General features: G+C 68.0%; 23 protein-coding genes, 2 tRNA genes and 1 riboswitch. Of the genes, 13 read left to right on the top strand and 12 right to left on the bottom strand.

Translation table 11 applies throughout. The features are described 5' to 3' along the window. Positions 1–269: 269 nt before the first annotated feature. A tRNA-Met gene (locus tag HX774_RS17770) sits at positions 270–346 on the top strand. A gap of 29 nt (positions 347–375) precedes the next feature. Here HX774_RS17770 and HX774_RS17765 read toward each other — a convergent pair. Continuing rightward, positions 376–594 (bottom strand): hypothetical protein, encoded by a 219-nt coding sequence (locus HX774_RS17765; protein WP_178828783.1) that lies wholly within the window; start codon positions 592–594, stop codon positions 376–378. A gap of 84 nt (positions 595–678) precedes the next feature. Then, on the bottom strand, positions 679–1,263 hold the full coding sequence (locus HX774_RS17760) for a manganese efflux pump MntP family protein (protein WP_178828782.1): 585 nt from the start codon (positions 1,261–1,263) through the stop codon (positions 679–681). A gap of 80 nt (positions 1,264–1,343) precedes the next feature. After that, positions 1,344–1,442: riboswitch (yybP-ykoY riboswitch) on the bottom strand. 179 nt (positions 1,443–1,621) lie between these two features. Between HX774_RS17760 and rlmN the strand changes: the two genes are divergently transcribed. Then, positions 1,622–2,797 (top strand): 23S rRNA (adenine(2503)-C(2))-methyltransferase RlmN, encoded by a 1,176-nt coding sequence (gene rlmN, locus HX774_RS17755; protein WP_178828781.1) that lies wholly within the window; start codon positions 1,622–1,624, stop codon positions 2,795–2,797. 8 nt (positions 2,798–2,805) lie between these two features. On the opposite strand, the gene HX774_RS17750 is transcribed toward rlmN, so the two are convergent. Next, positions 2,806–3,720 carry an acyl-CoA desaturase gene (locus tag HX774_RS17750; protein WP_178828780.1) on the bottom strand — a complete coding sequence of 305 codons (915 nt, stop codon included), beginning with the start codon at positions 3,718–3,720 and terminating at the stop codon, positions 2,806–2,808. Between the two features lie 90 nt (positions 3,721–3,810). Here HX774_RS17750 and HX774_RS17745 point away from each other — a divergent pair, with 90 nt between their 5' ends. The 3 genes from HX774_RS17745 to HX774_RS17735 all read left to right on the top strand — a co-directional run bounded on the left by HX774_RS17745 (position 3,811) and on the right by HX774_RS17735 (position 5,544). Then, complete coding sequence (locus tag HX774_RS17745; protein WP_178828779.1) at positions 3,811–4,137, top strand: metalloregulator ArsR/SmtB family transcription factor; 327 nt, start codon at positions 3,811–3,813, stop codon at positions 4,135–4,137. A gap of 125 nt (positions 4,138–4,262) precedes the next feature. Next, complete coding sequence (locus tag HX774_RS17740; protein ID WP_114816845.1) at positions 4,263–4,706, top strand: DUF350 domain-containing protein; 444 nt, start codon at positions 4,263–4,265, stop codon at positions 4,704–4,706. Between the two features lie 10 nt (positions 4,707–4,716). After that, a complete protein-coding gene (locus HX774_RS17735; protein ID WP_178828778.1) occupies positions 4,717–5,544 on the top strand; it encodes a serine protease in 828 nt (275 codons plus the stop codon). Positions 5,545–5,548: 4 nt separating this feature from the next. On the opposite strand, the gene HX774_RS17730 is transcribed toward HX774_RS17735, so the two are convergent. From HX774_RS17730 to HX774_RS17715, 4 genes are all read right to left on the bottom strand, one after another. After that, positions 5,549–6,058 carry a tetratricopeptide repeat protein gene (locus HX774_RS17730; protein WP_178828777.1) on the bottom strand — a complete coding sequence of 170 codons (510 nt, stop codon included), beginning with the start codon at positions 6,056–6,058 and terminating at the stop codon, positions 5,549–5,551. Beyond that, on the bottom strand, positions 5,997–6,584 hold the full coding sequence (locus HX774_RS17725) for a tetratricopeptide repeat protein (RefSeq protein ID WP_178828776.1): 588 nt from the start codon (positions 6,582–6,584) through the stop codon (positions 5,997–5,999). Before HX774_RS17725 ends, HX774_RS17730 begins: the two co-directional genes overlap by 62 nt. A 56-nt stretch (positions 6,585–6,640) precedes the next feature. After that, the gene (locus HX774_RS17720) at positions 6,641–9,496 is read right to left on the bottom strand and encodes a pitrilysin family protein (RefSeq protein ID WP_178828775.1); all 2,856 of its coding nucleotides are present in this window, start codon (positions 9,494–9,496) and stop codon (positions 6,641–6,643) included. 250 nt (positions 9,497–9,746) lie between these two features. Further along, positions 9,747–10,622 carry an isoaspartyl peptidase/L-asparaginase family protein gene (locus tag HX774_RS17715; protein ID WP_178828774.1) on the bottom strand — a complete coding sequence of 292 codons (876 nt, stop codon included), beginning with the start codon at positions 10,620–10,622 and terminating at the stop codon, positions 9,747–9,749. 109 nt (positions 10,623–10,731) lie between these two features. Between HX774_RS17715 and HX774_RS17710 the strand changes: the two genes are divergently transcribed. Beyond that, positions 10,732–11,733: an NADPH:quinone oxidoreductase family protein gene (locus tag HX774_RS17710; protein ID WP_178828773.1), complete on the top strand. Its 1,002-nt coding sequence runs from the start codon at positions 10,732–10,734 to the stop codon at positions 11,731–11,733. Next, on the top strand, positions 11,730–12,455 hold the full coding sequence (locus tag HX774_RS17705) for a 2OG-Fe(II) oxygenase family protein (RefSeq protein WP_178828772.1): 726 nt from the start codon (positions 11,730–11,732) through the stop codon (positions 12,453–12,455). The genes HX774_RS17710 and HX774_RS17705 overlap by 4 nt, the downstream gene beginning before the upstream one ends. On the opposite strand, the gene HX774_RS17700 is transcribed toward HX774_RS17705, so the two are convergent. Next, the gene (locus HX774_RS17700; protein WP_178828771.1) at positions 12,452–12,865 is read right to left on the bottom strand and encodes a YkvA family protein; all 414 of its coding nucleotides are present in this window, start codon (positions 12,863–12,865) and stop codon (positions 12,452–12,454) included. The two genes, HX774_RS17705 and HX774_RS17700, sit on opposite strands and share 4 nt — an antisense overlap. A 54-nt stretch (positions 12,866–12,919) precedes the next feature. Between HX774_RS17700 and HX774_RS17695 the strand changes: the two genes are divergently transcribed. The 4 genes from HX774_RS17695 (at position 12,920) to lpdA (ending at position 18,180) form a co-directional block, all read left to right on the top strand. Beyond that, positions 12,920–13,702, top strand: a complete 783-nt coding sequence (locus HX774_RS17695; protein WP_114816763.1) for an SDR family oxidoreductase — start codon at positions 12,920–12,922, stop codon at positions 13,700–13,702. 276 nt (positions 13,703–13,978) lie between these two features. Next, positions 13,979–14,053: transfer RNA gene (locus HX774_RS17690), tRNA-Gly, on the top strand. A 227-nt stretch (positions 14,054–14,280) separates the two neighbouring features. Beyond that, entirely contained in the window at positions 14,281–16,566 is a 2,286-nt protein-coding gene (locus tag HX774_RS17685; protein ID WP_178828770.1) for a TonB-dependent siderophore receptor, read from the top strand. Positions 16,567–16,767: 201 nt separating this feature from the next. Next, positions 16,768–18,180: a dihydrolipoyl dehydrogenase gene (lpdA, locus tag HX774_RS17680; RefSeq protein WP_178828769.1), complete on the top strand. Its 1,413-nt coding sequence runs from the start codon at positions 16,768–16,770 to the stop codon at positions 18,178–18,180. A 166-nt stretch (positions 18,181–18,346) separates the two neighbouring features. Here the strand turns inward: lpdA and HX774_RS17675 are convergent, their stop codons facing one another. Beyond that, complete coding sequence (locus tag HX774_RS17675) at positions 18,347–19,696, bottom strand: amidohydrolase family protein (protein WP_178828768.1); 1,350 nt, start codon at positions 19,694–19,696, stop codon at positions 18,347–18,349. A gap of 257 nt (positions 19,697–19,953) precedes the next feature. On the opposite strand from HX774_RS17675, the gene HX774_RS17670 reads away from it, so the two are divergent. Next, the gene (locus HX774_RS17670) at positions 19,954–20,745 is read left to right on the top strand and encodes an SDR family oxidoreductase (protein WP_178828767.1); all 792 of its coding nucleotides are present in this window, start codon (positions 19,954–19,956) and stop codon (positions 20,743–20,745) included. Here the strand turns inward: HX774_RS17670 and HX774_RS17665 are convergent. Genes HX774_RS17665 through fsa form a run of 3 tightly spaced genes read right to left on the bottom strand, consistent with a single transcriptional unit; the run spans position 20,732 to position 23,046 of the window. Then, positions 20,732–21,685 carry a tyrosine recombinase XerC gene (locus tag HX774_RS17665; RefSeq protein ID WP_178828766.1) on the bottom strand — a complete coding sequence of 318 codons (954 nt, stop codon included), beginning with the start codon at positions 21,683–21,685 and terminating at the stop codon, positions 20,732–20,734. The genes HX774_RS17670 and HX774_RS17665 overlap by 14 nt on opposite strands. Next, positions 21,667–22,368: a DUF484 family protein gene (locus HX774_RS17660; RefSeq protein ID WP_178828765.1), complete on the bottom strand. Its 702-nt coding sequence runs from the start codon at positions 22,366–22,368 to the stop codon at positions 21,667–21,669. The genes HX774_RS17665 and HX774_RS17660 overlap by 19 nt, the downstream gene beginning before the upstream one ends. 24 nt (positions 22,369–22,392) lie before the next feature. Continuing rightward, on the bottom strand, positions 22,393–23,046 hold the full coding sequence (gene fsa / locus HX774_RS17655) for a fructose-6-phosphate aldolase (RefSeq protein WP_105563152.1): 654 nt from the start codon (positions 23,044–23,046) through the stop codon (positions 22,393–22,395). 162 nt (positions 23,047–23,208) lie between these two features. Here fsa and priA point away from each other — a divergent pair. Further along, on the top strand, positions 23,209–24,910 hold a 1,702-nt coding region (gene priA, locus HX774_RS17650; protein WP_218650508.1), incomplete at its 3' end, for a primosomal protein N'.

The raw sequence follows: 24,910 nt of genomic DNA, 5'->3' as shown, positions 1-24,910 counted from the left end.
TCCTGGCCGTTGGCCCCGCAGGCGGCGGCGAGGACGAGGAGCGAGGCGGAAGCGGCGAGGGCGATCAGACGCATGGGGCTCTCCTGAACAACAGATGTTGCAATCCAGAATGAAGCCTCGCCGTTCCCCGCGCGAGCCGAAACCCCCCGCGACCGATCGTCCTGCGCGATTTAGCTGTCGAAGCGGCTTGAACCCGAGGGAAGGCGGCGATATACGCACGCCTCTCGCGCCTCCCGGTCGGTCACGGCCTTGCGCGAGGTCCCGTAAGGGGTTGGGTAGCTCAGATGGTTAGAGCGGTGGATTCATAACCCACAGGTCGGCGGTTCGATCCCGCCTCCAACCACCACGGATTTTCTCGTCGAATCCGATTTCGCCTTACGGAATGCGCGTCGCGCCGCCGGTGATCTTGCACAGATAGTCCGTCTGCGCGCGGCCGGTCATGGCGCCGCTGGGCGTCAGGATGCCGCCGCGCGCCGTGCATTCGCTTTCCAGCTTGTCGAGGTCCTGTTGATAGGTCGGCACGGTCCGGCCGGTTGCGCAGGCGCCGAGGGCTAGAGGGACGGCGAGGGCGGCGAGAATGACGGCGGCGCGCATGACGGGGGCTCCTTGCAACTGGCGGCTTAACGGTTAGCCGAGGGCGGACGTTCCTCTGGCCGCCCCCTGGATGCAAGGCGGGTTTCAGAAGGCCAGCAGGCCAAGATGCTCCAGCAGGATCTTGAGGCCCAGAGCGATCAGGGCGACGCCGCCGATCAGTTCGACGATCTTGCCCAGTCGGGTGCCCGCCGCCTTGCCGATCAGCAGGCCGAGCGTGGCCAGGGCGAAGGTGGTCAGGCCGATGCAGGCGGCGATCAGCCAGATGTTCTCGCCCAGCAGGGCCAGGCCTACGCCGACCGCGCCTGCGTCGATCGAGGTGCCGACGGCGGTGGCGACCAGGGCGACCAGGCCGCGCGACACGGCCTTCTTCGCTTCGGCTTCTTCTTCCGCCTCGTCCTCGGGCTTCAACGCCTCCCAGATCATCTTGCCGCCGACCGCGCCGAGCAGGCCGAAGGCGATCCAGTGGTCGATGGCGGCGACGAAGCCGGCGGCGGCGACGCCCAGGGCGAAGCCGATCAGCGGGGTGATGGCCTCGATGACGCCGAACACCAGGCCCGAGCGCAGGGCCTGCGGCAGAGTGGGGCGGTGCTGGGCGCCCCGACCGATCGCGGCGGCGAAGGCGTCGGCGGACATGCTGAGCGACAGGATGGCGATGGCGATGGGGGTCATGGAAACAGATCTCAGCCGGGCGCGTGACAGCACGTCCGGGCGCAGGCCGGCTCGGCCCCCGGATCGTGCTGGTCTCGCTAGGCGGACGGGTATCCGCTGATCGCGCCATGCCCCCGGCGGAGGCAAGTATGTTGACGCGATCCCGGCTGACAGACGCCGGAAGCTACTCCCCAACGCGGCGGGCTTTAGCGGTCAGGGCGGTCAGGATCAACCGCGCAGGCCCGAGACAGACTATTTCCGAGGGGACGCCAATCCGCCCGAACGGTTTCACGGCCAGCCCCCAGAAAGGGCTGAAGGCGACAAGGCCCTGCATCTGTGCTAGAGGCTCGCTCCTCCCTTTCCCGCAGGATATCCAGCCTTGAGCATCACGCTCGACCTTTCGCGCGCTTCCGCCCCGGTTAAAGCCCCCGTCAACCTCAGCGGTCTGACGCGCGAGGGCCTGCGCAACGCGTTGATCGAAGCGAACATCTGTCCGCCCGAAAAGGCCAAGATGCGCGCGAGCCAGGTCTGGCGCTGGATTCACCACTACGGCGTCACCGACTTCGCCCTGATGAGCGACATCGGCAAGGAAACCCGCGCGGCCCTGGCCGAGGCCTTCACCCTGGCTCGTCCCGAGATCGTCGAGCGTCAGGTGTCCAAGGACGGCACGCGCAAATACCTGATCCGCACCGCGCCGGGCATCGAGGTCGAGGCCGTCTATATCCCTGACGTCGGCCGCGCCGGCGCCCTGTGCGTCTCGTCTCAGGTCGGCTGCACCCTGAACTGCACCTTCTGTCATACGGGCACGCAGAAGCTGGTTCGCAACCTGACCACGGCCGAGATCGTGGCCCAGGTTCAGGTGGCGCGCGACGATCTGGATGAATGGCCGTCGCCCAAGGAAGACCGCCGTCTGTCCAACATCGTCTTCATGGGCATGGGCGAGCCGCTCTACAATCTGGACCATGTCGCCGACGCCATCGACATCATCTCGGACAACGAGGGCATCGCCCTGTCGCGGCGCCGCATCACCGTCTCGACCTCGGGCGTCGTGCCGCAACTGCACGCCCTGGGCGAGCGCACCGCCGCCATGCTGGCGATCAGCCTGCACGCCACCAACGACGCCCTGCGCGACGTCTTGGTGCCGCTGAACAAGAAGTATCCGCTGGATCAGCTGATGGCCGGCATCCGCGCCTATCCGGGTCTGGCCAACACCCGCCGGGTAACGTTCGAATACGTCATGCTGAAGGGCGTCAACGACAGCCCTGACGAGGCCCGCGCCCTGGTCAAGCTGATCGAGGGCATCCCATCCAAGGTCAATCTGATCCCGTTCAACCCCTGGCCCGGCACGGACTATGAGTGCTCGGACTGGAAGACCATCGAACGCTTCGCCGCCATCCTGAACAAGGCCGGCTACGCCTCGCCGATCCGCACCCCGCGCGGCCGCGACATCCTCGCCGCCTGCGGCCAGCTGAAGTCCGAGAGCGAGAAGCAGAGGGCGAGCGCGCGGATCAAGGCCGAGCGCGAGGCGGACGCAGACGACGTCGCGGCGGCATAAGGCTGGGCTCATCGTGGGCGTGCCTGCATCAAGGCCGTCGCTCTTTCGCTCATGCTTTCCGGCGTCTGCACGTCCCAGGCTAGCCCAAGCCGTGCCAGAAGCTGGATGAAGCGATAGCCCCAGTCGCTCTGGCCGGGGTATAGGCCGATACGGGCGGAGCCGGGCCAGGCGTGGTGGTTGTTGTGCCAGGCCTCGCCCATGGTCGGGATGGCCGCCCAAGGCACGTCGTGGGCCTGAACGCCCGCCTCGCGCACCAGCCAGGTCTGCGGGCCGCGCCGGTGGGCCAGATGGCCGACGAACCAGTGGCCGATGACGCTGATCGACACGCGTACACAGACGCCCCAGACCACGAAGCTCCAGCCGCCCATCAGCCACAACAAGCCCGCGACCGGCGCCTGCTGCCACATCCAGGTGTGCTCCAGAAAACGGTAGAAGGGATCGCGTCCGATCCGGCCCAGATCGAAGGTCGGCGGTTGATCCAGCACCAGTCGGCAATTCATCTGCCAGACGGCGTCGATCGCCATGGGGCGTCGATGCGCCAGGTAGTCGTGACAGTCGGGCTGACGTTGCGCCCAGTCACGCAGGTCGTGGGTGCGGATCATCCAGAAGGGACCGCTCATGCCCACCAGCGTTCCGATCCAGACCAGCAACCGTTCCAGCCACAGGGGACAGTCGAAGCTGCCGTGGATCAGCCGCCGGTGAAACCCAACCGAATGGCCGAGCAACAGAGTGGCGCCCGTCAGGACGACGAAAACGGCGAATGCGCTCAGGCTGAAGGTCGCAAGTCCAAAGGCCAGGGTGACCGCCAGCATGGCGCCGTTCCACATTGAATGGGCCGGGTCCCAGACGACGCGACCCTCGGTCGGGCTGCTGCCGGGGGTCTCGATTAGGCTGTTGACAGCGCAGGGATCGTGCTCGTGCATCGGTCCGCTCCAGAAGGTATTTAAGTAATAATTTAAACATCGAAATGAAGCGACTGGCAAGCCGTTAGCAAATCGCTTAAATACCTATCCATGCAGCGCGTGTTCGAAGCCCTCTCCAGCCCTGTCCGGCGCAAGATCCTGGCCTATCTGGCCCATGCCGATCTGACGGCGGGCGAGATCGCGGCCAAGTTCGAGATTTCCAAGCCGGCGGTGTCGCAGCACTTGTCGGTGCTGGAGGTCGCGGGTTTGGTCGCGAGCGAGAAAAAGGGGCAGTTCGTCCACTACAGCTTAGCGCCCGATCAACTCGCCAATACCCTGAACGGCTATGTTCAAGAGGTCTGTCCCGTCTCCAAACCGCTGAAGCGCGAGAGTGCGGCGATCGCCAGGGCGCGAGGGGACGAAACTGACGCGACCTGATTATCGCCTAACATTGTTTTCCTGATCGGGTGTGGCCCGGGCGCCCTTGCGGAAGCGGGTCCTGATCGGGCAAGGCTGTTTTGCTTTCGTTCCGTTTTCAGCTGGAGGCTGCGGGCTCGCACACCATGGACTCGTCGTCTCTGCCCAGCGTCCTGTCGAGTCCCGAGGTTCAGGCCTTCGCCACCGGTTTTCCAATCCTGGTCCTGCATCTGGTCGTGACCTTTGGTCTGTTGGCCATCGGGGCGACCGTCTACGCCCTGCTGACGCCGTGGCGCGAGGTGGCGCTGATCCGTCAGGGCAATCCCGCCGCCGCCGTGGCTTTTTCGGGTGTGCTGGTCGGACTGGCGATTCCGTTGGCCGTGTCTCTGTCGATCTCGACCTCGATCCGGGACATCGCCATCTGGGGCGTGGCGACGGTGGTGCTGCAACTGCTGGCGTTCCGCGTCGTCGACCTGCTGCTGACCGGCCTGCCGCAGCGCATCGAAAAGGGCGAGGTCGCCGCCGCCGTGGTGCTGGCGGGCGCCAAGCTGGCCACGGCCCTGATCCTCGCCGCCGCCCTAACGGGCTGACGGCGCCCTGATGCGCTTTCCCCATCTTCCCGACTGGACCATCTATGCGGCGGTGATCGGCGCCCTGTTGATCGTGTCGCTGGGCCGTCGCGAAAAGGCTGACGCGCCCCACGCGCCCGAGGACGACGAGGCCCACGGCGCCCTGCTGGGGCCGATCACGCCGTTTGATCCGTCCGTCACCGTCATCGCCCCGGACGATCCGTTCCAGCCGTCGTCCGGGACGGCCTTCTCCATCGCCGGCGACGGCCGCTGGGTCACGGCCCGGCACGTGGTCGAGGGCTGCCGCCGTCCGGCCCTGGTGATCGGCGGCGGACGCGCCCTGGCCGCCGACGTGCGGCTGGCCGAACGCGCCGACGTGGCTCTACTGTTGACCGAGGGCGGCCCGCCCGCCCTGCCGCTCGCCGCCCAGACGCCGCTGCACAAGGGCCAGCGCGCCTTTCATCCGGGTTTCCCACAGGGCCATCCCGGCGAGGTCGCCTCGCGTCTTCTGGGCCGCGAGACGCTGAAGGTCCGGGGACGCGGCGAGCGCGACGAGCCGGTCCTGGCCTGGGCCGAGTCCGGGCGCACCAAGGGGCTGAAGGGCACGCTTTCAGGCCTGTCGGGGGCGCCTGTGCTGGACGGGCGGGGCCGGGTGCTGGGCGTCACCATCGCCGAGGCGCCGCGCCGGGGCCTGATCTACACCACGGCGCCCGACACCTTTGTTCCCGCCATCCGCGGCGAGCAGCGCGCCGACGAAAAAGCCCTGGGCGAGGCGGTCAACACCGCCAACTACGGCCAGGTCGCCGACCGGCTTCGGCGCGACCTGCGCGTGGCTCAGGTGGTCTGCCTGACGGCTTGAGCCGCTATGGCGCCCAGCCGATGGCCTTGGCCCAGTTCGCTTTGGCGGCGTCGATGGATGGGCGCAAGAGTTGCGAAAGCGGCGCTGCGTAGTGCTTGAGCAAGGTGGCGGCATTGGCGTCGCCGGCTTCCGCCGCCAGTTCCACATAGGCGGTGCCGGTAACTGGGGCGCTGGGGCCGCCTTCACCGACAAGCAACATCATGCCTAGCCCGCGAAGGGCGTGGGCGGAGCCTTGCCTGGCGGCCTGCTCATACCAGAACCGCGCCTCGGCGGGGGTCGGTTTCACGCCCTGGCCCAGGGCCAGCATGACGGCGAGCGAGATCATGCCGTCCTCGTGCCCCTGTTCCGCAGACTTGCGTACGTAGTCGTAGGCAAGGGCCGGGTTCGCCGTCACGCCTTCGCCTGACAGCAGCATCATGCCGAGGTTCCACTGCGCGCGGGCGTCGTCAGCGTCAGCGGCGATCTTCAGATGGGTGAAGGCGGCGTCGGCATCGGTCTTTACCCCCCCAGCCATTGCGGTAGGCGCGTCCCAGCAGAAACTGGGCGTCTATGTTGCCGGGCTCGTTTTCAACCGCAGTCGCCAACAGATGTGAGCCCCGCTCAAGGTCCTGTTTTACGCCATTCCCTAAAAGGTAGGCCCGGCCCATGGGGTAGGCTGCAAAGGCCTGGAACGGTTCCTCGAGGTCCCGAAGCATGGCGAAGGCTTCTGCGTCATCCGTATCGATATCGTTCAGCAGTCGCCGCATGCCGATGTTGAGGCGCGCATTTTGCGAACCGTCGGCTAGGGCTTGAGCCCAAAGCCGCTCTGACCGCTCAGGGTCGCCTCCAGTGATTTCCAAGGCCGTCGCCAATGAAGCGGTCGCTTCAGCATCACCGGCTGCCGACAGCCGCTCCAGTGCGACGACGGCCGCAGCGGGGTCGGTCCGAAGCAGGGCCAGGGCGTCGTCGAGCGGATCGGACGTGGGTGAGAGCGCCTGCGCGGGCGAGCCGGTCAGCCAGATCATTGCGGCGACCAGCAGGGCGGCAGGTGTTTTTGACATAGCGTAGTTCTCCGATTTCCAGCTTGGCCGGAAATCGGAGGCCGTGGCAAGCGATCCTAGCGCAGCGTGGCGCTGTTCAGGTTCAGGTCGGTCAGGGGGATGACCTCGACGTTCGGGTATTTGGCCCGCAGGGCGTCGATGAACTTGGACGCGTCGCCGACGATGACCAGGCTGGCGCGGTCGGTCGACAGGTGCTCGGCGAAGGCCGTCTCGACCTGTTGCGGCGTGATGGAACGCACGCGTCCGGCGTAGTCGGCCAGATCGCTAATCGGCAGGTCATAGAGGGCCAGGTTGGCCACCAGGCCGCCCAGACCGTCCACTGTCTCCAGCGAGCGGCCGAAGCCGCCGATCAGCGCGGCGCGGCGCGGGGCCAGTTCGGCCTCGGTCGCGGGACTGGTCCCCAGCTTGCCGATCTCGGCCAGGATCAGGTCGGCCACTTCGGTCGCCGTCTCGTTCTTGGTCTGGGTCGATGCGGTGAAGACGCCGACGTCCTGCTGGGCGCCGACCGAGGAGCGGGCGCCGTAGCTGAGGCCGCGCTTGATGCGGATTTCCTGGTTCAGGCGGGACGAGAAGCCGCCGCCCAGCAGGGTGTTGCCGAGCGTCAGCGGGAAGTAGTCGGCGTCGGTGCGCTTGACGCCGCGAATGGCGGCGGTGACGGCGGCCTGACCGGCGCCCGGCTGGTCGATGACGACGATGCGCGGCGGCAGGATGGGGCCGGCCTTGGCGACCGGAGCGGGCGCGGCGGACGACGGGTCGCGCCAGTCGCCGAAGGCCGCCTGGGCCAGCTCGCGGGCCTCAGCCGGGTTCACGGCGCCCGAGAAGACGATGGTGGCCTGGGACGGGCGATAGCGGGCGGCGTGGAAGGCGGCCACGTCGTTGCGGGTGATGGCCGGCACGCTGGTCAGGGTGCCGCCGCCGGGCGCGCCGTAAGGGGCGTCGCCGTAGATGACGCGGCCTACGGACTGGGCGGCGATGGAGCCGGGCTGGCTGAGGGCCACGCGCAGACCGTCCAGGGTCTGCGACTGCTGGCGCTCCAGCTCTTCGGCGGCGAAGGCCGGGTTGCGCACCAGATCGGCCATCAGGCTCAGCGAGCGACCGAACACGTCCTTGGGCGCATTGGCGTAGATGTTGGTGAAGTCGGCGCCCGAGCCCGCGCCGATATTGGCGCCCAGCTGCTCGATGGCGGTGGCGATCTCGGGCGCCGACTTGGACGTCGTGCCCTGGGTCAGCAGGCCGGCGGTCAGGGCGGCGACGCCCGGCTTGCCCGCCGGGTCGTTGGCCGAGCCGGCGTTGAAGTTCAGACGAGCCGAGACCAGGGGCAGGCCCTCGGTGGGGGCGACCAGGACCCGCATGCCGTTGGCCAGGCGGAAGTCGGCCACCGCAGGCGTGGCCGGGGCCACTTCGGCGCCCGGCTGGGGCAGGCGGGCGCGCTCGGCTTCCGGCAGCAAGACGGCGACCGGACCGGCGGGGGCCAGTTCGGCCACGGTGACGGGGGCGTCGACGTTCATCTTCTGCACGCTGGCCGGGTGTTCGTCGTCGGCGGGCAGGTAGTTGATGGTGATTTGGCGCTGCGGGGTCAGATAGCGGCGGGCCACGCGTTGCACGTCGGCGGCGGTGACGGCCTGGATCTCGGCGATTTCGCGGTCGGCGGCGGTCGCGTCGCCGGTCATGATCAGGGCCATGCCCAGGGTGGTGGCGCGGTCGTCGATGCTCTCGCGGCCACGCAGGGCGTTGGCGACCAGCTCGTTCTTGGCCTCGCTCAGTTCGGCGGCGGTGACGGGGGCGTCGCGCAGGCGGGCGATCTCGGCCTCCAGCGCGGCCTTGCCGGCTTCGGGCGACTGGCCGTCAGCCATGATGGCGTAGGCGGTCAGGTTGCCGGCCTGCTGGGCGAAGTCGGGGTTGGAGCCGATCTGGGCCGCGATCTGCTGATCATAGACCAGCGAGCGATAGAGGCGGCTCGATTCGCCGGTGGACAGCACCCCGTCCAGCACGGTCAGGGCGGCGCGGTCGGCGTCACGATAGGCCACGGTGTTCCAGGCCAGAACCACGGCGGGCAGGGGCACGTTCGGCGCATAATAGGTGGCGGTGCGCGGGCCGGTCGGCTCGGGCTCCTTGACGTCATTGACCGGCATGGGCGTCGCCGGGCGCTTCAGCGGGGCGAAATATTCGTCCACCCAGGCGTCCAGCTGGGCCTGATCGAAGTTGCCGGCCACGATCAACATGGCGTTGTCGGGGCGGTAATAGGTGGCGTGGAAGCGCAGCACGTCGTCCAGGGTCGAGGCGTTCAGTTCCTCGATCGAGCCGATGCCGGGGCGACGATAGGGGTGGTCCTGATAGATGGTCTCGGGCGTGAACAGGCCGAACAGACGGCCATAGGGGCTGGCCAGAATGCGCTGGCGGTATTCCTCCTTCACCACGTCGCGCTCGGAGGCGAAGGTCGCCTCGTCGACCACCAGCGAGCCCATGCGGTCGGCCTCGGCGAAGAGGATGCGCTGCAGGTGGTTGGCGGGGACCACCTCGTAATAGGCGGTGACGTCGTCGGCGGTGAAGGCGTTGTTCATGCCGCCGACGTCCTCGGTCAGACGGTCGAAGGTCTCGGACGGCATGTTCTTGGTGGCCTTGAACAGCAGGTGCTCGAACAGGTGAGCGAAGCCCGAACGACCCGCCGGGTCGTCCTTGGAGCCGACGCGATACCAGACCTGGACCGTGACGTTCGAGGTCGAGGCGTCGCGGGCGGTATAGACCTCCATGCCGTTGGCCAGGGTCCGCTTGGCGAAGCCCAGCGGCGGCACGGCGACCCCGCCTTGCGCGGCGGTGGCGACGGCGGGCGCCGCGCTTTCGGCGAAGGCGGCGGCGGGCAGGCCCAGCAGCAGGGCCGAGGCGCAGGCGGTCAGGATCAGGCGGGTCTTCATGGCGTCAGGTTCCGGTCGCCCCGCAAGCTGCGCCGGGGGCAGGTGAGCGGACCCTATCAGGGCTGAAACCCGCCGCGCACCTTACGGTGCTGTAATGAAGCGAGCATCCACAACCCGCTCATCCCCGCGGAGGCGGGGACCCAGTAAGAACCTCACACGCCGAGCGTGGGTGAAGCTGCGATCAAATAGGCCGCAGCATGTGATGCCAAGGCACTGGGTCCCCGCCTCCGCGGGGATGAGCGGAGAAGAATTACTGGTCGAAGACCTGAACCCCGACCTCGCCGTCGGTGGTCAGCCAGGCGCGCTTCATGCCCTGGCTGTTGTAGGGGGCGGCGATGTTGCCTTGGCGGTCCAGGGCGATCAGGCCGCCGTCGCCGCCCAGGCCGCCGATGCGGTCGATCACGGCTTGCGACGCCTGGGCCAGGGTCTGACCGGCGGCCACGCCGATGGCGGTGCGGGCGGCGGCGGCGACGCGGATGAAATACTCGCCCTGGCCGGTGCAGGAGACGGCGGCGTGTTCGTCGGCCCAGGTGCCGGCGGCGGGAATGGGGGTGTCGCCGACGCGGCCCGGCATCTTGCCGAAGACGCCCGCTGTCGAGGTGGCGGCGGCCAGACGGCCCTCCCGGTCCAGAACGCAGCAGCCGACGGTGCCGTGGCTGAGCGTGCCCGGTGGATGATTGTCCTCGCCCTTGCCGGCCCGGGTGAACCAGGCCTCTTCGTCGCCGATGGGCTCCAGCCCCTGATCATGGGCGAACAGGGCGGCGCCTTCGCCGGCCAGCATGACGTGGGGGGTGCGGTCCATCACGGCGCGGGCGGCGACGACCGGGTTGCGGAAGCCTTGCAGGGCGGCCACGGCCCCGGCCTTGCCCGACGCGCCGTCCATCAGGCTGGCGTCCAGTTCATAGGCCCCGGCCAGATTGGGCGAGGCGCCGCGCCCGGCGACATAGAGACCGGAGTCTTCCAGCATGACCACGGCCTCGACCGCCACGTCCACGGCGGAGGCCCCGGCGTCCAGCCGCGCCTTCATCGCCTCGACCACCTGGCGCATGTGAACCACCTCGGCGTCGTAGTTGCGCTCGCGTCGGGCGCCGGCGCCGCCGTGGAGGATGAGGGCGGTTCGCGCCATGGTCGTCTCCTGAAAGTCTGTTCGGCCTCTTTGCATCGGGCCGCGCGCTGATTAGCGTCGCAATCGTGTCGGCGCCATGGCCCGACGGGGGATGACGGAAGAAACCAGTATGCGCGCAGTATTGTCCAAGGCCGCCGGCGGCCCCGACAGCTTGGTCGTCGAAGAGGTCATGGACCCCACGCCCAAGGCGGGCGAGGTGGTGATCGAGGTCAAGGCCATCGGGATCAACTATCCCGACACCCTGATCATCGAGGACAAGTACCAGTTCCGGCCCGAGCGCCCCTTCTCGCCCGGCGCCGAGGTGGCGGGCGTGGTCGATGCGGTGGGCGAAGGCGTCAAGGGCGTGTTCAAGGGCGACCGCGTCATCGCCGTGCCCGGCTGGGGCGGCTTGGTCGAGCGTCTGGCGGTCCCGGCCTCCAGCCTGATCCCCATGCCAGAGGGCATGAGCTTCGAGGAAGCCGCCGCCCTGACCATGACCTACGGCACCAGCTATTACGCCCTGAAGGACCGGGCGAAGCTACAGCCGGGCGAGACCCTGCTGGTGCTGGGCGCCGCCGGGGGCGTGGGCGCCGCCGCCGTCGAACTGGGCAAAGCCATGGGTGCGCGCGTCGTCGCCGCCGCCTCGACCAACGACAAGGTGGAGTTCGCCCTGGAGTTGGGGGCCGACAACGGCCTGATCTATCCGTCCGGGCCGATGGACAAGGCGGCGCAGAAGTCGCTGTCGGGCGAGCTGAAGCTGGCCACCGGCCGCGACGGCGCCGACGTGGTCTATGACGCGGTCGGCGGCGACTACGCCGAGCCGGCCCTGCGGGCCATGGACTGGAACGGCCGCTATCTGGTGGTCGGCTTCCCGGCGGGCATTCCCTCCCTGCCGCTGAACCTGACCCTGTTGAAGTCGGTCTCGGTGATCGGCGTCTTCTGGGGCGCGGCGGTGGCGCGCGATCCCAAGGCCCACGCCGCCAACATGGCCGAGCTGATGCAGCTGTGGACGGAGGGCAAGATCAAGCCGCGCGTCAGCCGCACCTATCCGCTGGAGGAGGCGCACGAGGCCATCAAGGCCCTGGGCGACCGTCAGGCCATGGGCAAGATCGTGGTCGTGACCGAGGGATGACCTTGCTGTCCCTGGCGGCGTCCGAGACCGACATCGACGTCGCCGCCCGGCGTCTGGCGGCCACAGGCCGCACCCGCGTGCCGGGGCTGCTGGGCGAGGGGGCGGAACGGCTGCACGCCCTGCTGGCCGATCCGGCGCACGACTGGTCGCGGGCGATCCGCAATCCGTTCGACATCGACGTGCCCGCCGCCGCCTTCGACGCCCAGTCGGACACCGACCGTCAGGCGGCGCTGGACCAGATCTACGCCGAGGCCAAAGAGGGCTTTCATTTCATCTACGACCGGCTGCTGATCCGCCGCACGGGCGTCGGCGCGGAGCAGACGCCGGCCTTGCTGAAGGCCGCCGCCGACCTGTTCAACAGCGCGGCTTTTCTGGCGTTTGCGCGGCGGCTGACGGGCGACGACCGCATCGTCTTCGCCGACGGTCAGGCGACCCGCTATCTGCCTGGGCATTTCCTGAACCGGCATACCGACGCCAATGAGGCCTCGGGCCGGCTCTACGCCTATGTGCTGAACCTGACGCCGCGCTGGCGGGCGGAGTGGGGCGGTCAGCTGCAGTTCCTCGACGCGGAGGGCGAGGTGACGGAAAGCCTGATCCCGGTCTTCGACGCCCTGAACGTCTTCAGGGTGCCGCAGTCGCACGCGGTGTCGGTGGTGGCGCCCTTTGCGGGCGCGCCGCGCTATTCGATCACCGGCTGGTGGCGTTCGCAGGCGCCGGTCTAGTCGGCGGCGTCGCGGACCCGCTTCAGCGCCGCCTCGGCCTGTTCGTGGTGCTTGCGCTTCACATGGGCCCCCAGGGTGGCCAGGACGGCGGCGATCACCGCCGCGTCGTCGGTGAAGCCGATGCCGGCGAAGATGTCGGGAATGGCGTCGATGGGCATGATGAAATAGGCCAGCGCCCCCAACATGACCCCCTTGGCGGCGATGGGCGTCTTGGGGTCCTGGGTGGCGTACCAGGCCGCCAGAGCCTGCCCTGCGAAGGGAATGCGCGAGGCGGTGCTGCGCAGTTTGGGCCAGAAGCCTTTTTTCACGCGCATTTCATTGACCCTTTGCACGGTTGGGATCAGGGCCTTTTCAGGATTGATGGCGTCGGCCATGGATTCGGCGGACGCTGGTTTGGCTTTGGCGGTCATGGCCGCTAAATCCTCGCGCAGACACTCGATTCAAAGAATATAGGGACGATCTTCATGAAACTCGACGGTTCGATTGCGGCGGTGGTGACGGGCGGGGCTTCGGGCCTGGGCGAGGGCACGGCGCGGGCGCTGGCGGCCAAGGGCGTCAAGGTCGCCCTGTTCGACCTGAACGAAGAGCGCGGCGAGGAGATCGCCAAGGAGATCGGCGGCGTCTTCTGCAAGGTGGACGTGACCTCGGACGAGAGCGTCGCCGCCGGCTTCGTCAAGGCCCGCGCCGCCCACGGCCAGGAGCGCCTGACCGTCAACTGCGCCGGCATCGCCACGGGCCAGAAGACCGTCAGCCGCAAGCGCGACACCGGCGAGGTCCGCGCCCACGACATGGCCTCCTTCGAACGCACCGTCACGATCAACCTGTTCGGCACCTTCCGCGTCCTGTCGCAGTCGGCGCTCGGCATGGTCCAGACCGAGCCGATGGCTGACGGCGAGCGTGGCCTGATCATCAACACCGCCAGCGTCGCGGCCCAGGACGGCCAGATTGGCCAGGCGGCCTATTCGGCGTCCAAGGGCGGCGTCTACGCCATGACCCTGCCGGTCGCGCGCGATCTGGCCCAGGACGGGGTGCGGGTGAACACCATCCTGCCCGGCATCATGTGGACCCCGATGATGGCCGGCATGGACCAGAAGGTTCAGGACAGCCTGGCCGCCGCCATTCCCTTCCCCAGCCGCCTTGGCACCCCGGCCGACTATGCGTCCCTGGCCCTGCATCTGGCCGAGAACGTCTACATCAACGGCGAATGCATCCGTCTGGACGGGGCTATCCGGCTGGCGCCGCGCTGATTCTCAGCGCGGCTGAGGCCGCTATCGCTCGCCGCGCGGCGGCTCGCTGCTTGAGCGGGTTGGCGCGCGTGATTGAAACGTAGCGGCTGCTTTCCAGCGGCCCTCGCGGCGCTTCCTTCGGGGGTGTTGCGGGGGCCGTTTTCGTTTGAAATTCCAGAACTATTCGAAAAAAAGCAGCGGATTGTCGGAAAATCCAAAAAGGGGGTTGCGCGGTCTGAGAAGGGTCGGCTAAAAGCCCCTCCTCGACGGGGAGCAGCACATCGCTCCCACGGGAATGCGGGCGTAGCTCAGTGGTAGAGCACAACCTTGCCAAGGTTGGGGTCGAGAGTTCGAATCTCTTCGCCCGCTCCAGTCGAGACTGGGAACACGGGGTCCGATCGCAAGATCGGGCCCCGTTTCGCATTACAGACCCCCTCCGCGAATAATCCTCAGCATCGGGACGATCTGTCGTCGGACAGTCAGCGAACCGGCGAATCCTCTTCGCGAAAACGTCGCGGTCGCGTCGCCGCACCCCGCTAGCGAGCGCCCAAGACAACCAGAGCCTGATCGCAGGCCGGTGTCGTCGGGGAACAAGACAAATGAAGCTGGGTCTTCTGCTGGGCGCCGCCGTCGCCCCTCTCGCCATCGCCGGCGCCGTCAGCGCCGAAGAAGTCGTCCGGGCGCCGGACTATAACGACGGCCCGGTCACGGCCTTGTCGGAGGTGATCGTCACAGGGCGGCCTGTCCTGCGCAACCGCGCCGACGACGTCGTGCCGACCCTGTCCTACGACCTGGAGTATTTCCAGCGGTTCGAGCCGCTGACCGCCGGTGACGCCCTGAAGCGCGTGCCGTCGGTCGCCTTCCTGTCCGATGTGCTGGAATATGACGGCGTGCGTCTGCGCGGCCTGGACTCCGGCTACACTCAGATCCTGATCAATGGGGACCGGGTGCCCGGCGCCGGCGTTGATCGCTCCTTCTTCGTCGACCGCATCCCCGCCGAACTGATCGAGCGGGTCGAGGTCGTGCGCTCAAGCTCGGCCAATCGTTCGGGCGACGCGGTGGCCGGAGCCATCAACATCGTGCTGCGCGACGCCCTGTCGCTGGACGGCGGCTATGTCCGCGCCGGCGCCCTGATGTTCGACGACAGCGAGTACGGCCAGTGGGGTCAGACCTTCGGCGCCGTCTGGGGCGGCCAGGTCGGGCCGGGCCGTCTGCTGGTCGGCGCCAATATGCAGGACCGCCGCAACCCCAAGTTCAAGTTCAGCGAGCGCTATGACGAGCCGAACGGCGAGCTGCAGAACGTCGAGGCCCAGACCGATGTCCGCGACGGCACCGACTATTCGTTCAACGCCGCCTACCAGGTCGATGTGGCCGGCGGCGAACTGGCCCTCTCGGGTCTGTTTGTCCGCACAGACCGCTTCCAGGACGAGGACTCGCTGGAATACGAAGGCGGCGTCCAGACCGAGGCCAACCTGGCGGTGGTCAACGACAACGACCTGGACATCCTGACTGACAACCTGTCGCTGGACGCCCGCTACAGCCGCGACATGTTCGGAGGCAAGACGCGCTTCAAGCTCGGCTACGCCATGATCGACGATGATCAGTACGAGTTCGAGAACGAGTCGGAATACCTGCGCGACGGCACGCCCTATCCGGACGAGGACCGCTTCACCGCCGACGCCACCGACACCCGGATCAAGGACGAGGAATGGTCAGGCACCCTGGAGCACAAGCGCGACCTGTCCGGCGCGACGCTGGAGTTCGGCGTCCAGTGGGCCATGAAGGAGCGCGACAGCCTGATCACCGAGGCCCCGCGCATCCGCTTCAACGTGCCGAACGCGCCGGGCGTGCGGCCGGTCGTTCCCCCCTTCGGCGCCTTTGAGGCCGTTCCCGGCGGCGACAGCCTGATCGAGGAGAACCGCATCGATCCCTATGTCATGCTGTCGGGCGATCGCGGCGCGCTGAAATGGGAAGCGGGCCTGCGCTATGAGACCACGGACATCACCATCGCCGACGAGACGGCCGAGGCCGCCGACCGCGTGACCGAGACCGACTATGGCTTCCTGCTGCCCTCGGCCAGCGTGCGCTATCGCCTGAACGACACGGACCGCCTGACCTTTTCGGCGGCGCGCACCGTGCGTCGTCCCAGCTTCGACCGCCTGTCGCCTGCCGTCTTGGAAGAAGAGTTCGGCGACAGCGACTTCATCGGCAATCCGAACCTGAAGCCGGAATCGGCCTGGGGCGTGGATGTCGGCTTCGAGCGCCAACTGGGCCGTCGCGGCGTGGTGGGGGTCAACGCCTTCTACCGCTCGATCTCGGATCTGGTGGAAGAGGTCAACACCGGCGACGAAGGCAGCGCGGGCGAAGGGACCTTCATCTACACCGTCGACAACGTCGGCGACGGTCAGGTCTGGGGCGTCGAGTTCGACCTGTCGACGCCGCTGGACTTCATCGGCATGGAGACGACCGGCGTCTTCCTCAACTACTCGTGGCTGGACAGCGAGGTCGAGGACCTCATGGGGACCCGCCGGTTCAACAGCCAGTCGGACTATGTGCTGAACTTCGGCTTCACCCACGACATCCCGACCTGGGGCGCGGCCTTCGGCGCCACCTATCGCAAGCAGGGCGAGGCCGCCGCCCGCGTCCTGGCCGAAGAGGTCCGCACCTCCTACGGCGCCGACCTGGAGGTCTTCCTCGAGAAGCGCGTCGCCAGCAATATCGTGGTGCGCCTGACCGGCTCCAACCTGCTGGACGCCTCCAAGGATGAGGTCTTCGACAAGTTCGGCAACGTCGAAGATCAGATCGACCGCAAGTACGACGAGTATGAGCTGGAAACCGAAAAGGGCGGTCCCGTCTATCAGCTGGTCGCCCGCATGGCCTTCTGAGGCTTCTGAAAATCTGCGATGGAGGGCCGGGCGGCGACGCCCGGCCCTTTGGCGTTTCAGCCTATGGGGCGTCTTTGGCTTTCGTCGGCATGGCCCCCGCCGTGATCACGGCCTATATGGACCGTGGCGGTTGACCCCGCCGGGGTCGGCGCTAGTGTCCGCGCCGCTCCTTCCCAGCGCCAGACCGATCAGAGGATATCCATGGCCGACGCCGCTCCCCAGACCTACGACGTAGTGATCATCGGCGGCGGGCCGGGCGGCTACAACGCCGCCATTCGCGCCGGTCAGCTGGGCCTGAAGGTCGCCATCATCGAAATGCGCGCCACGCTCGGCGGCACCTGCCTGAACGTCGGCTGCATGCCGTCCAAGGCCCTGTTGCACGCCTCGGAGCTGTATGAGGCCGCCAACACCGAATTCGCCGGCATAGGCATCGAGGTGAAGCCCAAGCTGAACCTGGGCCAGATGCACAAGGCCAAGGACGACAGCGTCGAAGCCCTGACCAAGGGCATCGAGTTCCTGATGAAGAAGAACAAGGTCGTCTGGCTGAAGGGCCGCGGCCGCATCGCGGGTCCGAACAAGGTCGAGGTCGAGGCCGCCGACGGCGCCAAGACGACCTATGAAACCAGGAACATCGTCATCGCCACCGGCTCCGAGCCGACCCCGCTGCCGGGCGTCGCCTTCGAGGACGGCAAGGTCATCGACTCGACCGGCGCCCTCTTCCTGCCCAAGGTGCCCAAGCATCTGATCGTCATTGGCGCGGGCGTCATCGGCCTGGAGCTGGGCTCGGTCTGGCGCCGTCTGGGCGCGCAAGTGACTGTGGTCGAGTTCCTCGACAAGGTCGGCGCCGGCATGGACGCCGAGGTCGCCACCGCCTTCCAGCGCGGCCTGACCAAGCAGGGCATGACCTTCCGCATGGGCACGAAGGTCACGGGCGCGACCTCGGTCAAGGACGGCGTCGAGCTGACACTGGAGCCTTCGGCCGGCGGCGCGGCTGAAACCCTGAAGGGCGACGTGGTTCTGGTGGCCATCGGCCGCCGTCCCTACACCGCCGGTCTGGGTCTGGAGACGGTCGGCATCGAGACCGACAAGCGCGGCGTCATCCCCAACGACCACTTCAAGACCACGGCGCCGGGCGTCTGGGTCATCGGCGACGTCACCTATGGCCCGATGCTGGCGCACAAGGCCGAGGAAGACGCCGTGGCCGTGATCGAGCTGATCGCCGGCAAGGCCGGTCACGTCGACTACGACCTGGTCCCCAGCGTCATCTACACCGGCCCGGAAGTGGCCTGGGTCGGCAAGAACGAAGAGCAGCTGAAGGCCGCAGGCGTCGCCTTCAAGAAGGGCAAGTTCCCCTTCGCCGCCAACAGCCGCGCCAAGATCAACCACGAGACCGAGGGCTTCGTGAAGGTCCTGGCCGACGCCACGACCGACAAGGTCCTGGGCGTCCACATCTATGGACCCGCAGCCGGCGAACTGATCGGCGAGGCCTGCATCGCCATGGCCTTCGGCGGCTCGTCGGAAGACATCGCCCGCACCTGCCACTCCCACCCGACCCGCTCGGAAGCGGTCCGCCAGGCGGCCATGGCCGTCGAAGGCTGGGCCATGCAGGCCTAAGGCCAGGCCCTCAGCCCGAACGCATCACGGCGCGCTCCGCAAGGGGCGCGCCGTTTTCGTTGAGGGGTTCAAAGTGGACGATTTGAATATCCGCTTGGGGTGGGAAGAGGACCTTCCGGAAATCGGATGGAGCTCTGAGCCTGCTAAGGCTCCTGGTAGATGTCTTCTAGGCGACGTCCTTGAAAATCATGCCGTCTTTCATGATGATGGCAAGATTGTTCGCTGGATCTGCCAGTAGGTTAAGATCGGCGACTGGGTCTCCATTCACCAGCAAGACGTCCGCCAGCGCGTCCTGTTCGATAACGCCGAGTTGACCCGCGTAGGGAGTGCGCGGGCCCGACATGGCCAACAGAGCCGCATTGTCGTGCGTGGCCATCTTGAGCGCCTCGCCTCCACTGTACCAGCGAAGCAGCTTTGGCAGGTAATGGGACTGTCGGGCCGCGCCGTTCGGATTGAGCTGGATGTCTGTGCCGAACGCGACCTTGAGACCCAACCGCTTGGCCAGGCTGTAGGCGCGATCAGTCCCCTCGGTCACCTGTTGGTACTTGCGCTCGTTCGCCGAGCCGGGCGCTGTGGGGATGGCGTCCTCGTCCTGCAGGAAGGGCTGAAGGCTGAGCCAGATGTTCTCGTTCCCCATGCGTCGCAGCGTGGCTTCATCCAGCAGGTGGCCGTGTTCGATGCTTTTAACCCCGCAGTCGATCGCGCGATTGATGGCGCGCGGCGTGTAGCCATGCACCATGACATAAGTGCCCCAGTCCTCGGCGGCGCCGACAGCGGCGCGGATTTCGTCGGGGCTGAACTGAGTAACGTCGAGAGGGTCGAAATTCGAGCTGACGCCGCCGCCCACCGCCAGCTTGATCTGGCTGGCGCCCTGGAAAAGCTGTTCGCGCACCTTTTCCAGCACCTCGGGAACCCCGTCCACGACGGCCAGATAGCGCGCTCTCTCATGCGGCGTGAGTTCGCGATTTTTGGGCGAGGGCAGAGCGTTGATCGGCCGGGATTCGGCGTGGCCCGAGGTCTGGGACAGGATCGCGCCAGAGGGCCATATCCGCGGCCCGGGCATCAGACGCTCATCGATGGCACGCTTGAGGCCGAATGTGGGCCCGCCGGCATCCCTGACGGAAGTGAAGCCCGTCATCAGGAAATCCTCGGCGGCGGTCGCCTGGCGGACCTGGAGATAGTCCGGGTCCGCGCTGCTGAAATCGAGCGCAGGAAGGTTATAAAACTCCAGGTGCGCGTGAACGTCGATCAGCCCCGGAATTAGGGTGCGTTCCCGGCCCTCGATCGTTCTGCCAGCGCTGGCGAGCCCATCGCCGACGGCTGCAATCTTGTTGCCGCGCACAAGCACGTCCGTGAGGCCTGATAGGCGGGTGGAGCGTCCGCTAAAGACCCGCACATTCCGAAACAGTGTTTCAGCCGCGCTTTCGGCCTGAAAGGCTTGAACACCTTGCGCCAAGGCCAGGCCGCCTGAGAAAATGCCGGCGGCCACCACCTTGCGGCGATCCAGATCGATCATCAGCCTCAACCCCATCAAGCGGCGCCTGAGCGCATCAACGTCGCGCGTTGAACGGTGGAGTTTGGCGAGGGTTCCTAGGCCCTACCGGGGCAGGCGCTCAATGTCCGCAACGGGTCGAAAGCGGTAATCGGTTCCAGCGCCGAGAGTGGACCTTGGCTTGAGTTGTTGAGCCTCAAGTTTCATTGGATCGGGCTCGCAATCGATCCCGCGCGTGACCATGTGCGGCTTCTACTCTCCTCGCGACATCGGACACTGACATGGACCTTCAACTCACCGGCAAGCGCGCGCTGATCTGCGGCGGCTCCAGCGGCCTGGGGCGGGCCGTGGCGAGGGCTCTGGTGGCCGAGGGGGCGCATGTGGCCCTGCTGTCGCGCGACGCGGTCAAGCTGCAGGCCGTGGCCGATGAGCTGAACGCCATGGGGCCGGGCAAGGCGGTCATCGCCCCCGCCGATCTGGCCGATCATGAGGGGCTGCTGAAGGCGGTGGACGTGGCCGAGGCGGCTCTGGGCGGGCCGGTCCAGATCCTGCTGAACAACACCGGCGGGCCGCCGCCGTCGGGGGTGAACGGGCTGGAGCCGTCGATTTGGCGCGATCATTTCGAGTCCATGGTGTTGTCGGTGTTTCGCCTGACGGACCGGGTGCTGCCGGGGATGCGGGCCATGGGCTGGGGGCGTATCCTCAACGTCGCCTCCATCACGGTGATCGAGCCGGTCGGGACGCTGGGCGTGTCCAACACCCTGCGCGCCTCGGTGGCGGCCTGGGCCAAGACCCTAGCGGGCGAGGTCGCGGCCAATGGGGTGACGGTCAACACCCTGTTGCCGGGGCGCATCGACACCCCGCGCATCGAGCGTCTGGACGCCGCTCGCGCCGCCGCCACGGGCGTCGAGCCTGCCGAGGCGCGGGCGGAATCCGTCAAGTCCATCCCGGCGGGCCGCATCGGCACGACGGAGGAGTTCGGCGCGGTCGCCGCCTTCCTGGCCAGTCCGCTGGCGGGCTATGTCACCGGGTCGCTGATCCGCGTGGACGGCGGGGCGGTCAAGGCCGTCTAGCCCGCGGGTGCGCGTCCGCATAGGCGGCCAGCAGGCGGGCGGCGTCGACCTGGGTGTATTTCTGGGTGGTCGAGAGACTGGCGTGGCCCAGCAGTTCCTGGATCGATCGCAGGTCGGCCCCGGCCCCCAGCAGGTGGGTGGCGAAGCTGTGGCGGAGCGCATGGGGCGTGGCCGAGGCGGGCAGGCCCAGACGCCCGCGCAGCCGCTGGACCGTGGCCTGGACGTGACGCGGACTGAGGGCGCCGCCGCGTTTGGCGCGGAACAGGGGCTGATCCGCCTCAAGGACGAAGGGTTGCAGCGCCAGATAGGCGTCCACCGCCTCGCGCACCTGGGGCAGGACCGGGGCCAGCCGCATCTTGTCGCCCTTGCCGGTGATGCGCAGGGTATCCGGCAGCGGGGCGTCCGACCGTTTCAGCGACAGGGCCTCGGAGATGCGGAGCCCGCAGCCGTAGAGCAGTGTCAGGACGGCGCGATCGCGCGCGGCCTCCCACGGTTCGGCGTCGGGATCGGCCTCGGGCTCGTGCAGCAGACCCCTGGCCTGATCCTCCGTGACCGGACGGGGCAGGGAGGGTTTGACGCGCGGGCCGCGCACCAGGGCCAGCTGCGGCGCGGGCGTGCCGCAGCGCCGGTCGAGGAAGACGTGAAAGCCGCGAATGGCGGCCAGCGTCTGGCTGAGCGAGCGGGCGTTCAGCGGGCGGTCGCCGCTGCGGCGCTCGGCCAGATGGGCGCGCACCTCGGCGGCGGTGACGGCGCCGAGATCAGACAGGGTCTGCGGTCCGCCGCGATGACGTTCCAGAAAGGCCACGTAGTGACGGCCTATGTGGCCATAGGCCTCCAGCGTGCGCGGCGACAGGCGACGCTCGTGCGCCAGATGTTCGAGCCAGGCGAGGAGGGTCTGATCGGCGGCCAAACCTGAGGGGGTTAGCCCTGCGTCGGCCATCGCTCGGCCATGCGTTCCACCACGCGGGTGATGAAGGCCACCAGTTCGCAGCCCATGGCCGGGGTGAAACCGTCCTCTTCGTGCGAGCCGAAGGCGCACAGGGCCGGGCGGGCGCCGTCCGAGCCGGGCAGATGCAGGCTCATCCGCACCAGGGCCACGGACTTCACCTCGCCCTCGGCGGGGCCGAACAGGTCCAGGCCGGTGAAGTTGGGGCCGAGCCATTCCAGACCGTCGTCGCCTAGAAGCGCGTCGACGCGGCCCGGCTCCAGCGGCTTCCAGCCGAAGGGGACGAGACCGGGCTTCTCGATGGCGATGGCCCCGCCGGCCAGACCAAAGCGGGCCTGAGACGTGGCGTCCAGCTGACGCGACAGCTCGGCGTGGCTGGTCGCCTCCATCAGGTCCAGAGCCGAGACATGGGTCTGGGTCTGGGCGGCGAAGTTGGCGCGGGCGATCTCTTCGATCTGTTTCCGGGCGCCCGCCTCGCGTTGGACCACGGCTTCGAGCCGGGTCAGGGCCGCGCGGCCGAAATCGACCACGTTGCGGCCTGTGGCGCGCAGGCCCAGTTCTTCCAGCAGAGTGCGGTCGTCCAGCAGACGATCCGGGTGGGCGTTCAGCCAGGCCCGCACCTCGGGCCAGTGAAGGCCCTCGGCGGCGTCAGAAGAGAGGTCCAGGGAAGTGCTCAAGCGGACCTCTTTTGCGGGTCGGTGTTACAGAATGGACTGGCCGGTCTTGCCCCAGTCCGCCAGGAAGGCATCAAGCCCCTTGTCGGTTAACGGGTGCTTTACCAAGGCCTTGAAAGTGTCCGCAGGCAGGGTGGCGGCGTCGGCGCCGGCGATGGCAGCGGCGGTCACGTGGTCCGGGTTGCGCAAGCTGGCGGCCAGGATCTCGGTGTCGAAATCATGGATGTCGTAGAGGGCGCGGATTTCCTCCAGCAGGCCCACGCCGTCGGCGCCGACGTCTTCCAGACGACCGACGAAGGGCGAGATGAAGGTGGCGCCCGCCTTGGCGGCCAGCATGGCCTGGGCGGCGGAGAAGCAGAGGGTGACGTTGGTCTTGATCCCCTTGTCGGCGAAGGCCCGCGTGGCGCGCAGCCCGTCCCAGGTCAGGGGCAGTTTCACGACCACGTTCGGAGCGATGGCGGCCAGCTTGTCGCCCTCCTTCACCATGGTCTCGAAATCGGTCGCCACGGCCTCGGCGGAAATCGGCCCCTCGACGAGGGCGCAAATCTCAGCGATGACCTCGGCGATGTTCCGACCCGACTTGGCGATCAGCGACGGATTGGTGGTGACGCCGTCCACCATCCCGGTGGGCAGCATGTCCTTGATGACGGCGACGTCGGCGGTGTCGAGAAAGAGTTTCATGGGACAAGGTTTTAGCGCCGACGACGGCGAAGGGCGAGCCTCCTTTTCCTCCCCGTTCCATGGGGAGGGGGACCCCGAAGGGGTGGAGGGGGCGGCACAGCCGTTGAATGTCGAGACGCCCCCTCCGTCGCGGCGCGATGCGCCGCGCCACCTCCCCATGGAATGGGGAGGAGAAACGCGGTGATCGTCGCCTCCGTCCTCATTCCACTGCCGGTGCCCGAGGCCTTCGATTACGAGGTCCCGGAGGGGCTGACGGCTGTGCGCGGCGATCAGGTGACTGTACCTCTGGGGCCGCGTCTGATCCGGGGCGTGGTCGCCGAGGTGTTCGAGACCACGGGCTCGAACCGGCGGCTGAAGGCCATTGATCAGGTGCTGAGCGAGCATCGCCTGCCGGAACGGACGCTGACCTTCGTCGAGTGGGCCGCACGCTGGACCCTGAGCCCGCCGGGCGAGATGGCGGCGACGGCCTTGAAGGGCCTGCGCGCGCCCCGGCCCCGGCCCGAGCGGCGGGTCAAACGGGTCGAGGGGCGCCATCCCGCCCGCCCCACGGCGACGCGGACGGCGGTGCTGGAGGCTTTGGGCCATCGGTCGATGACCGGCCCCGATCTGGCTCGCGCGGCGGGGGTCTCGACCGGCGTGGTCAAGGGCCTGGTCGACGAGGGGGTGCTGACGGTCATCGAGATCGAGGCCGTCGCCGCCTTCGACGCTCCCGATCCCGACCATGCCCCCGCGACCCTGAACCCGGATCAGGCGGCCTCGGCCACGGTCATCGCCGACGCAGTGTCTGCGGGCGGCTTCGCCCCGTTCCTGCTCGACGGGGTCACAGGGTCGGGCAAGACCGAGGCCTATCTGGAGGCGGCGGCGCGGGCGCTGCGGCATGATCCCACCGCCCAGGTGTTGATCCTGCTGCCCGAAATCGCCCTGACCCAGGCCCTGATCGAGCGGATCACCGCCCGCTTCGGCGCAGCCCCGGCGGAATGGCATTCGGGCGTGACCCCGCCCAAGCGCCGTCAGGTGTGGGAGGCGGTGGTCGCCGGGCGTTGCAACATCGTGGTCGGGGCGCGCTCGGCCCTGTTCCTGCCCTACGCCAACCTGCGCCTGCTGGTGGTGGACGAGGAGCACGACGGCTCGTTCAAGCAGGAAGAGGGTCTGGTCTATCACGGCCGCGACCTGGCCGTGGCGCGCGGGCGCATCGAGGGGGCGTCCGTGGTCCTGGCCTCGGCCACCCCGTCGCTGGAGACCCTGTGGAACGCTCGGCAAGGCCGCTATGGCTGGCTGAAGCTGGCGGCGCGGCACGGGGCGGCGGTCCTGCCCGACATCGACCTGATCGACCTGCGCACCTGTCCGCCCGACCCGCAGACCTGGCTGTCGGCGCCCTTGCGCGAAGCCATCGGCGAAACCTTCGCCAAGGGGGAGCAGAGCCTGCTGTTCCTGAACCGACGCGGCTACGCCCCGGTCGTCCTGTGCCGCGCCTGCGGCCATCGGCTGACGGCGCCGGACACGGACAGCTGGCTGGTCGAGCATCGCTATACCGGGCGGCTGGTCTGTCACCTGACCGGCTTCTCGATGATGAAGCCCAAGCTCTGTCCCTCGTGCGGCGCCGAGGACTCGCTGGTGCCTGTGGGGCCGGGCGTGGAGCGGGTCGAGGAGGAGGTGCGCCGCCTCTTCCCTGAGGCCCGCACCGCCATCTTCAGCTCCGACACCGTGCCCGACGGCGCCTCGGCCCGCGCCCTGATCCAGTCGATGGCCGAGGGGGAGATCGACATCCTGGTGGCGACTCAGGCCGCCGCCAAAGGCCACAACTTCCCGCGTCTGACGCTTGTGGGGGTGGTCGACGCCGACCTGGGCCTGCGCGGCGGCGACC

This window comes from Brevundimonas sp. P7753, assembly GCF_013386595.1.
In the GTDB taxonomy this organism is placed as follows: domain Bacteria; phylum Pseudomonadota; class Alphaproteobacteria; order Caulobacterales; family Caulobacteraceae; genus Brevundimonas; species Brevundimonas bullata.
The sequence above is the reverse complement of the archived record's forward strand: the minus strand, read 5'-3'. Positions and strand labels throughout refer to the sequence as shown.